Origin of the sequence: Empedobacter sp. GD03797, from assembly GCF_029842105.1 — a bacterium.
Lineage (GTDB): Bacteria > Bacteroidota > Bacteroidia > Flavobacteriales > Weeksellaceae > Empedobacter > Empedobacter falsenii_C.
Genome location: NZ_JAOCFS010000003.1, coordinates 242,913 through 254,478, shown reverse-complemented (window position 1 = coordinate 254,478; position 11,566 = coordinate 242,913). Strand labels below are relative to the sequence as shown.

Annotated in this window: 9 protein-coding genes; 3 read left to right on the top strand and 6 right to left on the bottom strand. The window is 32.9% G+C overall.

Translation table 11 applies throughout. The features are described from left to right. Positions 1 to 523: 523 nt before the first annotated feature. Positions 524 to 1,825 (top strand): serine hydrolase, encoded by a 1,302-nt coding sequence (locus N5D90_RS04585; protein WP_280061717.1) that lies wholly within the window; start codon positions 524 to 526, stop codon positions 1,823 to 1,825. A gap of 33 nt (positions 1,826 to 1,858) precedes the next feature. On the opposite strand, the gene N5D90_RS04580 is transcribed toward N5D90_RS04585, so the two are convergent. Both N5D90_RS04580 and N5D90_RS04575 read right to left on the bottom strand, forming a co-directional pair. Next, positions 1,859 to 2,197, bottom strand: a complete 339-nt coding sequence (locus N5D90_RS04580; RefSeq protein ID WP_280061716.1) for a hypothetical protein — start codon at positions 2,195 to 2,197, stop codon at positions 1,859 to 1,861. A gap of 198 nt (positions 2,198 to 2,395) precedes the next feature. After that, on the bottom strand, positions 2,396 to 3,082 hold the full coding sequence (locus N5D90_RS04575; protein ID WP_280061715.1) for a hypothetical protein: 687 nt from the start codon (positions 3,080 to 3,082) through the stop codon (positions 2,396 to 2,398). Between the two features lie 529 nt (positions 3,083 to 3,611). Between N5D90_RS04575 and N5D90_RS04570 the strand changes: the two genes are divergently transcribed. Continuing rightward, entirely contained in the window at positions 3,612 to 4,082 is a 471-nt protein-coding gene (locus N5D90_RS04570; protein WP_114999784.1) for a DUF695 domain-containing protein, read from the top strand. A 154-nt stretch (positions 4,083 to 4,236) separates the two neighbouring features. On the opposite strand, the gene N5D90_RS04565 is transcribed toward N5D90_RS04570, so the two are convergent. From N5D90_RS04565 to N5D90_RS04550, 4 genes are read right to left on the bottom strand one after another with little or no spacing between them, the layout of a single operon-like run. Beyond that, positions 4,237 to 7,413: an efflux RND transporter permease subunit gene (locus N5D90_RS04565; protein WP_038336582.1), complete on the bottom strand. Its 3,177-nt coding sequence runs from the start codon at positions 7,411 to 7,413 to the stop codon at positions 4,237 to 4,239. Between the two features lie 13 nt (positions 7,414 to 7,426). Continuing rightward, complete coding sequence (locus tag N5D90_RS04560; RefSeq protein WP_038336583.1) at positions 7,427 to 8,497, bottom strand: efflux RND transporter periplasmic adaptor subunit; 1,071 nt, start codon at positions 8,495 to 8,497, stop codon at positions 7,427 to 7,429. Positions 8,498 to 8,510: 13 nt separating this feature from the next. Then, positions 8,511 to 9,824: a TolC family protein gene (locus N5D90_RS04555; RefSeq protein ID WP_280061714.1), complete on the bottom strand. Its 1,314-nt coding sequence runs from the start codon at positions 9,822 to 9,824 to the stop codon at positions 8,511 to 8,513. Positions 9,825 to 9,831: 7 nt separating this feature from the next. Then, positions 9,832 to 10,422, bottom strand: a complete 591-nt coding sequence (locus N5D90_RS04550) for a TetR/AcrR family transcriptional regulator (protein WP_280061713.1) — start codon at positions 10,420 to 10,422, stop codon at positions 9,832 to 9,834. A 143-nt stretch (positions 10,423 to 10,565) separates the two neighbouring features. Here N5D90_RS04550 and N5D90_RS04545 point away from each other — a divergent pair, with 143 nt between their 5' ends. Further along, positions 10,566 to 11,543 (top strand): YpdA family putative bacillithiol disulfide reductase, encoded by a 978-nt coding sequence (locus tag N5D90_RS04545; protein WP_038336586.1) that lies wholly within the window; start codon positions 10,566 to 10,568, stop codon positions 11,541 to 11,543. The last annotated feature ends 23 nt before the right edge of the window (positions 11,544 to 11,566 follow it).

Below are 11,566 nucleotides of genomic sequence, written 5' to 3'. Positions count from 1 at the left end.
GATTGGTACGATGGGAAATATTTTTTTGGATAAAGTTTAAAAGTGGTCATGTGTTTAAGTTTTGAAAGGGAATTTTGTAGCATTTTTAAATTTTGGGTTTACGATTTTGGATTTACGAAGGAAGATTGCGGGGATTTAGTAGAAAATATTTTCAACTCACTACTCACTACTCATAACTAGAAAACACCCCTGTAATCCCCTCGAGGGGGATAATTTATTAATCATTATTAAGATGCGATGCTGAAACGAGTTCAGCAGGACTGTTGTGGGTGGGGGTAATTTAGTATTTCGTTTTTACAACAAGGAATGATTAGACGGTGATGACTTGCTGATTTAAGCAAAGCAACAGCGGATACTTTGTGGTTATCGACTCGGGAAGAATTGTCGCGAAGCGAGAATAGTTTATTTAAAAATCATAATACATCTCATTATAGTATCCGTTAAAAACACAAAAAATTGGATTGATTTTTGTAAATTTGAGTTTATTCTATCTACTGCAACATATCACTAAAATAGAGATGTTATGAAAAAAATACTTGCTTGTTTAATTATAATGATAGGACAAATGAGTTACGCACAAAAAGTTTTAACAGCAGAGGAGTCTGATCCAAAGAATTTTAACTGGATGAAAGGATTTCCACCTGCAAAAGAAGATATTTTGTCTGCTATAGATGGTAGCTTTTTTAATTTTCCGGCTTTGCGATATAGCGTTTGTCATATGCGCGAATTTTTCCCAACTGTAAATGTCGCTTCGGCACAAGAAAACAGATATACTTGGACAAGTAAATTGGATAAGAATATTGATAAAATTGCATTTACTCCTTTAGAAAGTAAGGAAACCATGACTTGGGAAGCTTCTTTACAAAAGAATTATACGGACGGCATAATTGTATTACACAAAGGAACTATTGTGTATGAAAAATATTTTGGAGAGTTAAATTCTCAAGGTAGACATGCCTTGATGTCTGTGAGTAAAACCTTAACAGGAACTCTTGGTGGAATGTTAGTTGCTGAAGGTATTCTAGATGAGAATAAAAAATGCAGTGATTATATTCCAGAATTGAAAACCTCAGCTTTTGGTGATGCGACGATTCGTCAAGTTTTGGACATGACTACAGCTTTACAATATAGTGAAGATTACAGCGATCCGAATGCAGAAGTTTGGGCTTTTTCGGCTGCTGGAAATCCTTTTCCTAAACCTGCAAATTATAATGGACCTACAAATTATTATGATTATCTAAAAACAGTCAAGAAAAATGGTAAACATGGCGAAGCTTTTGGTTATAAAACAGTGAATACGGATGTAATGGGCTGGATTATTACAAAAGTGATGAACAAACCTTTGGCTCAAATTTTATCTGAAAAATTTTGGCAACCATTGGGAACTAACTTTGATGGTTATTACCAGATTGATGGTGCTGGAATTGCTTTTGCAGGAGGTGGATTTAATGCTAACCTTCGAGATTTAGCGATGTTTGGAGAAATGATTCGAAACAATGGATATTTTAATAACAAACAAATCTTGCCTAAAAATTTGGTTGAGGAAATCAAAAAAGGAGGAAGTAAGCAAGCTTTTGCAAAGGCAGATTATAAACTTCTAAAAGGCTGGAGCTACAAAGATATGTGGTGGGTAACGAATAATGAGCATCAAGCATTTATGGCGCGTGGCGTTCATGGTCAAGCGATCTATGTTGATCCAAAAGCGGAAATGGTTATTGTGCGATTTGCTTCCAATCCGGTTGCATCGAATAGTGCGAACGACCCGTATTCGTTACCAGCTTATGATGCTGTTGCAAAATATTTACTAAATAAAAAAGAGAACTAAAAAGTTCTCTTTTTTATTTTTGGTTGAATTGATTTATTTCATCTTCTCCACTTTTATATATTTGTTTCCATCGACATCGCTCCATGTAGGACCTTCGACCGAAACCTCATCTTCAATATTCAAGGTTTTATATTCTTGATTATTCTTTTGAAAATTTATAATGCTAATTGTTGCTTTGTAATGCTCTCCTTTTTTGGTTTCGATTGTTGCCATATAGCCATCTTTACCTCTTTCAAGTTCGGTTACTTTTCCATTCACAACAATTTGATGTTCTTCTAAAGTTGAAGTTGAATCCGTATTCGGTTTGTTCGTAGTACAACTATTCATAAAAAGTGTAGCTGCAAAAATGATTAAAGCATAAGATTTTCTCATAATTATAATTTAATGACAAAAATAAAACAAACTTTATACCATATCTCTTCAATACGATGATTACTCTTCGTCTAAATTTTCTATTTCTGATTCTAAACCTTCTCCAAATTCACTTAAAGCTGAATTTAAAGATATCTCGTTGCAATATGCAGATCTTAAGTCTAAACCTTTTTGTAGAAATTGTTCTGCTTTTTCTTTTTATCCAGTAAAATAATAATACGTATAAAATAATCCGTATCCATCTGGATTTCCTAAATCAATCACACGTTGTGCTAATTGCTGTAACTCTTTATTTGGTTTAAGTTTTATTTCGTCCGCCGCATTCAATGTTTCGAAAACACCACCAGATTGTTCAGCAAATTTATAAGCGAAAACTACTTTACAGCTTTCATCAAAACCTTCTTTACACAGTTTTGCATTTGCAGTTTCATTTTCTTTTAATTTTTGATTCAAACTATTTTCATCTAAATCAAAAAGAAAAGAAGCATTATTTTTAAAATTGATATCATAATTCTGAGCCATCCAATTTGCACGCTGCGCTAATTTTGGATTTGATTGAGCTTTATTTTCGAAAGATTTCAAATTTGATTTATATACTTTTTTATCTACCCAATCTGAAATTCCTTTTAATTGATTTTTCTCTTTTTTGAAGATAAAAACCGTCTTTTCAACAAATATTATAACTGAATCATTGCGTTCGGTAAATTCGTAACCAACCTCATCAAATTCACCGATTGTTACTCTTCCTTTTCCATCAAATTTCAATGGATTATATAATTCATCTTTTGCTTTTGTTGTAAAAATGCCTTCTAATGTATTAGTCGCTTGTTGGGCAAAAAGTGCTGACACCATAAATAATGTTGTCAATAAAAATAGTTTTTTCATTTCTATAGAAAGTCTCAATTAATATTAGCCAAAATTAAACGTTTTAGTTCGTCTAAAACTCACTAGAAATAGTTAAAAAATAAATTTCTTTGTAATCAACCGAGGATTCAGGTAAGGTAAAACACATCTGTTTATAATAAACCAAAGACTCGGGAAAGATGAAACATACCTGTTTATAATCAACCGAAAACTCTGGAAAGGTAAAACATACCTGTTTATAATAAACTGAGGACTCAGGAAAGGTAAAACATACCTGTTTATAATCAACCGAAGACTCGGGTAAGCTAAAACACATCTGTTTATAATAAACTGAGGACTCAGGAAAGGTAAAACATACCTGTTTGTAATCAAATCTTTTTAGCGAATAATAGAAAAAACTAAGTAACACTTTAACTCTTATTGCGAATGTTTATATTAGCAGGAAATTAAAGAAAAGCTGATATAATGTTTTTTTCACGAAACTTGACTATGTTTAACTTCGTGAGAAAAATAATGTTAGATGTAATGCTTCCAAATAAAACTGCTACAAATGAAAAAATCAGATGATATTGAAGTTTTTATTCCCGAGGAAATTTATAAAGTTTTGGAATTTAAACAGGAACAACTTCCTGGAATTGCCATTGTAAATGATAACTTGAAAAGCAAAAATTTGAAAAAAGTATTTTCTTGGAATTGCTCAATATTAATTGATTTTGATAAAACTATTGAAAATGGAATGCCTTCGGAAGAAGAATTAAAAATCATTGAAAAATTTGAAGAGTTTTTGGATAAAAAAATTAAAGGTAATAATAAGGAGAAACCAAATGCACTTTTCTTTGCGAGAATAACTTGGAATTCAACTAGACAATTAATCTATAAAATTTATTCACCAGAACTTGCAAATGATTTTCTTACTAAATTAATTGACTCAGAAAATTATCCTCGTGAATTTAATTATAGAATCGAGAAAGATGAAACTTGGGAATTAACAGAATGGTATTCAAGAAATATTGAAGATTAAAAACACTACAGCTAACATCGCATTAGCAAAATAACTAGTTTCAACTAAATAAAAAATCCTTGTCAAGGTTCAGAACTTTGACAAGGATTTTTTTTATATCTCAATTAAACGAATAAAACTGAGCGGTTTTGATTAAATATCTAAAAACGAAAGATTACTCTTCCCATTCTTCTTTTATTTGTCTTGCTTCATAATCTGCAACCATTTCTGCTTCATAATCTACTTTTTCTCCTTTTGAGAAACGACGAATTGCACTATCGAATAATGAATAAACCACAGGAACGATAATTAAGGTTAGGAATAATGATGACACTAAACCACCAATAATTACCCATGCTAAACCATTGTTCATCTCCGCTCCTGCTCCTTTTGCTAAGGCAATTGGAATCATCCCGAAAACCATCGCAATTGTTGTCATCAAAATTGGACGAAGACGCGCATGATTGGCTTGTACCAAAGCATTGTGAGTAGTTTCGCCAGCTTCTTTTCGGTGATTGGTAAAGTCGACCAATAAAATCGCATTTTTACACACCAAACCAATCAACATAATCATTCCGAGAATCGTGAAGATATTCAATGAATTATTTGTTAATGCTAAAACTACGAAAACTCCGATTAAAGATAATGGAATCGAAAACAAAACCACGAAAGGATAAATAAACGAGTCGTACAAAGCAACCATTACCAAATAAACCAAGATAATAGCAGCTAATAATGCATAACCTAATGTACCAAAACCTTCGGATTGATTTTCTTCATCTCCACCCCAAACATAAGAAACACCAGTTGGTTTCTTATTGTCAATTTTCTTCAAACTTTCCTTGAAGTCAGTTACAATATCACCTGTTGTACGACCAACCGATTGTGCTTGAACCGTTACAGAAGGCGTTTTATCACGACGCTCTAAGAAACTTGGACCTGAACTTTGCATAACCGTTGCAAATTGATCTAATCGAATTTGTTGTCCTTTATCATTTACAAAAATTAAGCTACGAACATCATCAATATTAGAACGATTGAAATCATTGTATTGAATATTAATATCATATTCGTATTCACCAGCACGGAATTTACCATCTGTATTTCCAGAGAAAGCCGTTTGCATGGTTAAACCAACCGTTTGAAGATTCAATCCTAAAGAAGACATTTTATCACGATCAACTTGCACATTAATTTCAGGATTACCTGCTTCTGTTGTTAATTTCACTTCCGAAGAACCTTTGATTTGTTCTAATTCGTGCTTCGCTAACTCAGCAAATTTCATCGCGCTTTCTAAATTTGGACCAGTCACAACCAACGCAATTGGCGCTTGCTCTGCTCCGATCAAACCAACTGGAACAGTTTTCACTTTTACTCCAACCAATTCTTTTTCTAATTCGCGTTTTACTTTCGCTGCATAAATAAACGAATTGTCTTCACGCTCTGATTTATCATTTAGAATAACATCAATCTCCGACTTATAAGCTGTTGCTTGCGCCGCTCCAAAACCTTCGGAACTTTGACCAACCGTCGTAATCATATCAACAACTTCTTTTTTACCACGTAAAAATTTCTCTGCTTTTTGTGTTACAAAGTTTGACTCTTCTATTGTTGCGTCTTTTGGTAATTCCATCTGAACCAAGAATTCTCCTTTATCTGTTTTTGGGAAAAATTCTCCACCAATGTATTTTCCTCCCATTAAGATGGCAATTGTTCCAAATAAAAGAATGAAAACGCCAATAAAAACACCAATTCTTCGAACAGTTGATTTTAAACACCATTCTAACATATCAGAAATGAAATGCGTGAATTTTGTTAATTGTTTTTCGAACCAAAGAATAAATTTTTCGAAAATATTTTTCCCTGTGATATGCTCTAATTTCCCAAAACGAGATGATAACCAAGGTACAATTGTAAACGATGACAATAAGGATAATAAAGTTGCAATAACTACGGTAACACAGAATTGAGAAATAACGTTAGAAACCAAACCTGTACTCATTGCAATTGGTAAGAAAACCACTACAATTACCAATGTAATCGCAGTTACAGTAAATCCAATTTCTTTTGCTCCGTCATACGATGCTCTAATTTTCGATTTTCCCATCTCCATATGACGGTAAATATTCTCCAAAACTACAATCGCATCATCCACCAAAATTCCCACAACAAGTGATAAACCAAGTAACGACATCAAGTTTAAAGTATAACCCATCAAATACATTCCGATAAACGTTGCGATTAACGAAGCTGGAATAGAAACCATTACAATAAAGGCATTACGAATACTATGTAAAAACAAAAGCATCACAATTGCAACCAACACAACGGCTAAAACTAAATCGAAAATAACGTGATCTGCAGCTGCTAAAGTAAAATCAGACGTATCATTTACAATCTGAATTTTAAGTCCTTCTTTGCTATAATCAGCTTCAACTTTTTTGATGGTTTCTTTCATCAATTCAGAAACAGCCACCGCATTTGCATCAGATTGTTTTACAACCTGAACAATAATCGCTGAACTCTGATTAACACGTGCTATTTTTTCTACTTCTTTTTGAGAATCTTGCACAAAAGCAACTTCTGACAAACGAACTTGAATGCCATTATTCGAAGAAATCACTAAATTATTTAATTCATCAACCGATTTATATTTTCCCGAAAGACGAATAATTGTCGAATTTTCACGCGTTTTTACACTTCCTGTTGGGAAATCTAAATTCGATGTCAAAATTGCTTGTTGAACTTGAGGCACAGATAATCCGTAACCTTTCAATTTCAAAGGATCTAAACTTACCTGAATTTCACGTTCTTGTCCTCCAATCAAATTTACTTGCGCAACACCTGTTACACGTGATAAAACTGGTTCTACTTTTTTATCCAATAAATCATACAAATCTTTTTCTGTCAACTTATCAGACGTTACACCAGCTGTAATAATCGGTAAATCACTCAACGAGAATTTCGTCAACGAAGGCGGGTCGACATCATCTGGTAAATCTTTCTCAATGGCATTAATCTTACGTTGCGCATCATTCAACGCTAAATCTGCATTTGCATCAGAATTCAACGTCACCATTACAACTGATAAACTTTCGTAAGATTTCGATTCTACTTTCTTTACATTTTCTAAGGCTGCAACCGCATCCTCTATCTTTTTGGTTACAGAATTTTCAACTTCGTTTGGAGAAGCTCCAGGATAAACCGTTGAAATCGTAACAACATTCGTTTCAAATTTTGGGATTAATTCGTATCCCATTTGCGTATAACTAAACAATCCTCCCAAAGTCAAAATCGTGAATAACACGATAATCATTGTAGGTCGTTTAATTGATATTTCTGCTATTTTCATGGAAAAACTACTCTTATTTTACAACTTTCACTTTCGTTCCATCTTTCAGATTAATCTGACCACTTGTTACGATTTCAGCTCCATCTTTTAATCCGCTGATAATTTCAACTTCAGTTCCAACCGTTTTCCCAATCACAACTTTCGTTAATTTTGCTGTATTATTTTCAACCACGAAAACTTGTCCAGAACTAATTCCGTTCACAAACGCATTCGCAGGAACAACTAATACATTTTTCCCTGCATTAACATCATCTTTTGTAGAGAAAACTGCCGTTCCATACATACCAGCTTTTAAACCAGAATTATTTGAAACTTGAATTTCCACAGGAAAATTTAATGAAGCATCTGCTTTAGGTGCGATAAAAGAAATTTTTCCTGCAAATTCTTGATCTGGAAAAACACTCGCCAACACTTTGATGGTTTGACCAACTTTAAGATTGACAACCTCAGCTTCTGTTACTGTAACTTGTAATTTTAATTTTGATACATTTACAATATCAAACATTTGAGAACCTGGTGCTACTACAGATCCTGGCTCGATATAACGTTTGTTGATTACACCAGAAATCGTTGCTTTTACATTCGTATCACGCACACGCAAATTTTGCGCAGAAACCGCTGCTCTTGCATTTTTTAATTGCAAACGCGAATTATCTAATTGTTGCTTTGTTACACCTCCCGTTTTATAAGCATTTTCGTAACGTTGATTGTCAATAATTGCATTTTGAAGATTATTTTGCGCTTGCGTAACATCAACTTCAATTGCATCTTTTTTGATTGTTGCCAATGTTTGACCAACAGAAACATAACTCCCTTCATCAACCAAAACACGGACAATTCGACCAGAAATTTCCGAAGGAAAACTCATTTCCTGAAATGGCGCAAATGTACCATTTGACGTATAATCTGTATTTAAACTTTGAAAATTAGCTTTAATCGTTTTTACCACAACATCGTCATTAGCCGCATTTACGATTGCTACCTCTTCTTCTTGTTTCGCTTTATTATTTTTGATAATGTAAATTGCACCACCAATCAAACCGGCTGCAATTAATATATAAAGTAAAGTTTTTACTGATTTCATAAAATCGGTTCTATTATTGAATTAATGTTTTTAAATCTCCTTTTGCTTTGATTAATGCGATTTCGGCAATTTTATATTCTAACAAAGCATTTGAGTAATTATTTCGAGCATCTGTCAACGCATTTTCAGCATCTAAAATCTCTGTCAAATTTGCCAAACCTTGTTGGTAATTATTTTGAGTATTTGATAAAACTTTCTCCGCCAAACTCACGTTTTCTTCTTGAATATCGACACTTTTCAATGCATTTTCAATTTGCGCTTTTGCATTTTGATATTCTAAACTCAAACCAAGTTTTGTGTCATTCATTTGTTCTTCGATATCCAACAAATCAATTTCTGCTTGATTAATTTTTGCTTTTGTAGCTCCACCAGAAAAAATCGGAACTTTAACACTCAAACCAATCGAAGCCAAATCTGACCAGATGTAACTTTTCGAAGTAATAAATTTTTCACCAAAACCTTGCAATCCATAATTTCCAGCTAAACCAACAGTTGGATATAAATTTGCTCGCTCCGCTTCTTTCGCAAAACCTAACAATTCTTTTTGTTTCGATAAAACTTTAAATTCGGTTCTATTTTCAACATCTATTTGATCTTCCAACAAAACTAAATTTGGCGTAATTGTTTCTTCTGTTAAGCTAATTGGTTGCTCAATTGGATAACCCATATAGAATTTCAACGCATTTTTGTTGATTTCAACTGCATTTACCAACTGTTGACGCGAAGAAGAAATATTATTTAATTGCACAACAATTCGGTCTAAATCAATTGGTTTTGCCAAACCATTATCCACTAAACTTTTGATTACATTTCGAACTTTATTTGTGTTTTCGTAACTTTTTTCAATCGTTTTTAATTTTTCTTCTTGAATAAAAACTTGATAATACGCATTTGCTACACGCTCAATAATTTGTTCGTCTGTTAAATCTGCATTCACCTGATAGAATTCGCGTGTTGTTTTCGCCGCTTTCAAACCTGTAAAAACACGTTGATCGAACAATGTTTGATTTACCGTAACACCTAAACTCGAATTCCATGGTTGTCCCATTTTAATCACAGTTGTTTGTCCTCCCATTGTCAACGCCATTTCTTGTACAATTGGATTATATTGCAAACCTGCGTTGGTATTTACTTGAGGCAAAGCTCCTGCTCTAGCTTCATCAATTTTGTATTCGGCTTTTTTGATTGCCAAATCTGCGCGTTTTGCATCTGCTTTGTTTTCTAACGCAAAATTTACCGCATCTTTAAGTGCTATAATTTCTTGCGCATTTGCAGAACTCATCAACGCTACAATCGCTATAGAAAGTAATTGTTTTAACCTTTTCATTGATATATTAATTATTAAAAAGTGTATTGAGAATAATTTCTTTTCGATCAGAAAGAATACGTTTGAAATCTTCGTCGCTCAATTTCAAATCCAATTGAAGTAGCGGACGAATTGTAAATGGATAATTAACCAATGAAATCATGTTTAACAAAAACTGAAGTGGCTCCATCTTTTTAATCGTTCCTTTTTCCATTTCTTCCTCTAATCTTTCGTAAAAAACATTTACAACTACATCTAAATCATCTTTCATTAACTTAGAACACATTGTATTATTTTTATTCATTTCGGTAACGATGTAAGTTTCCAAATATGGATACTTGATTGATGTTGCAATAGAATCCTCTATAAATTCGCCAATCATTTCTTTGATATCACGATTTCTATCAAAAATAGCACGCGATTTTTCATTACTTACTCGCGTAGCTTCTTCGTAAATAATACTAATTAAATTGTTTCGCGATCTGAAATAATAATTAATCAACGTTCTATTCACTTTCGCTTCATCAGCTATTTCTTGCGTTGTTGCACGAAATCTACCTTCACCAAAAAACATTCTTTTCGCTGTTTCTTTGATCAATTCTTCTGTATCGTCTTTCATATCTGTGCGGCTTTTTTATTTTCACAAAATTGTCAAACAAAATTATTAATATATTTCGTTAATCCAAATAGTTAAACATTATTTTTAAAAAAATTGAAGAAAATCATAAAGATTACCGAACTGATTATCCGTAAATTTGCTTGATGAAAGAACAATATGATTTGATAATTGTAGGTGCTGGGCCAATTGGTTTGGCTTGTGCAATAGAAGCGAAAAGAAACAATCTTTCTTATTTAATTATTGAAAAAGGTGCTTTAACAAATAGTTTGTACAACTATCCTTTGTATATGACATTTTTTTCGACTGCCGAACGATTAGAAATTGGAGAAATTCCGTTCAATTGTATTGCGCCAAAACCTGGTCGACAAGAGGCGTTAGAATATTATCGAAACATTCATAAATATTTCAAATTCAATCTAAATCTATACGAAGAAGTTGAAGCAATTAATAAAGTTGAAACAAATCATTTTGAGATTAAAACGTCAAAAAATAATTATTCAGCTAAAAATGTAGTCCTTGCAACTGGTTTTTATGATATTCCAAATTTGATGAATATCGAAGGAGAAGATTTACAAAAAGTTCATCATTATTATAAAGAAGCGCATCCGTATTCTTTTCAGAATGTAGTGGTTGTTGGAGCGAATAATTCTTCTGTTGATGCAGCTTTAGAATGTTATCGAAAAGGTGCTAATGTAACAATGGTGATTCGTGGAGAAAGCTTTACGCATCGACTAAAATATTGGGTTCGTCCAGATATCGAAAATAGAATTAGTGAAGGAAGTATCAAGGCTTATTTCAACTCAAATATCACATCGATTGACGAAAATCAAGTTCATGTCCAAACGCCAGAAGGTGATATTTCAATTGAAAATGATACTGTTTTAGCCTTGACTGGTTATCATCCAAATTTCAAATTTTTGGAGAATTGTGGAATAACCTTCAGTGATGATGAATTGAAAACGCCAACTTACAATCCCGAAACAATGGAAACAAATGTAGATGGATTATATTTGGCAGGCGTTGTTTGTGGAGGAATGTTGACGAATATTTGGTTCATCGAAAATTCGCGCGTACATGCAGAGCAAATTGTTGAGGCTATTTTAGCAAAAAATAATAAATAAAAGTTTCTGTATCAATCAGAACA

What these genes read in the sequence shown, in the direction of transcription:
- N5D90_RS04585 (WP_280061717.1), top strand. Translation starts at nt 524, where the DNA reads ATGAAAAAAATACTTGCTTGTTTAATTATAATGATAGGACAAATGAGT.
- N5D90_RS04580 (WP_280061716.1), bottom strand. Translation starts at nt 2,197, where the DNA reads ATGAGAAAATCTTATGCTTTAATCATTTTTGCAGCTACACTTTTTATG.
- N5D90_RS04575 (WP_280061715.1), bottom strand. Translation starts at nt 3,082, where the DNA reads ATGAAAAAACTATTTTTATTGACAACATTATTTATGGTGTCAGCACTT.
- N5D90_RS04570 (WP_114999784.1), top strand. Translation starts at nt 3,612, where the DNA reads ATGAAAAAATCAGATGATATTGAAGTTTTTATTCCCGAGGAAATTTAT.
- N5D90_RS04565 (WP_038336582.1), bottom strand. Translation starts at nt 7,413, where the DNA reads ATGAAAATAGCAGAAATATCAATTAAACGACCTACAATGATTATCGTG.
- N5D90_RS04560 (WP_038336583.1), bottom strand. Translation starts at nt 8,497, where the DNA reads ATGAAATCAGTAAAAACTTTACTTTATATATTAATTGCAGCCGGTTTG.
- N5D90_RS04555 (WP_280061714.1), bottom strand. Translation starts at nt 9,824, where the DNA reads ATGAAAAGGTTAAAACAATTACTTTCTATAGCGATTGTAGCGTTGATG.
- N5D90_RS04550 (WP_280061713.1), bottom strand. Translation starts at nt 10,422, where the DNA reads ATGAAAGACGATACAGAAGAATTGATCAAAGAAACAGCGAAAAGAATG.
- N5D90_RS04545 (WP_038336586.1), top strand. Translation starts at nt 10,566, where the DNA reads ATGAAAGAACAATATGATTTGATAATTGTAGGTGCTGGGCCAATTGGT.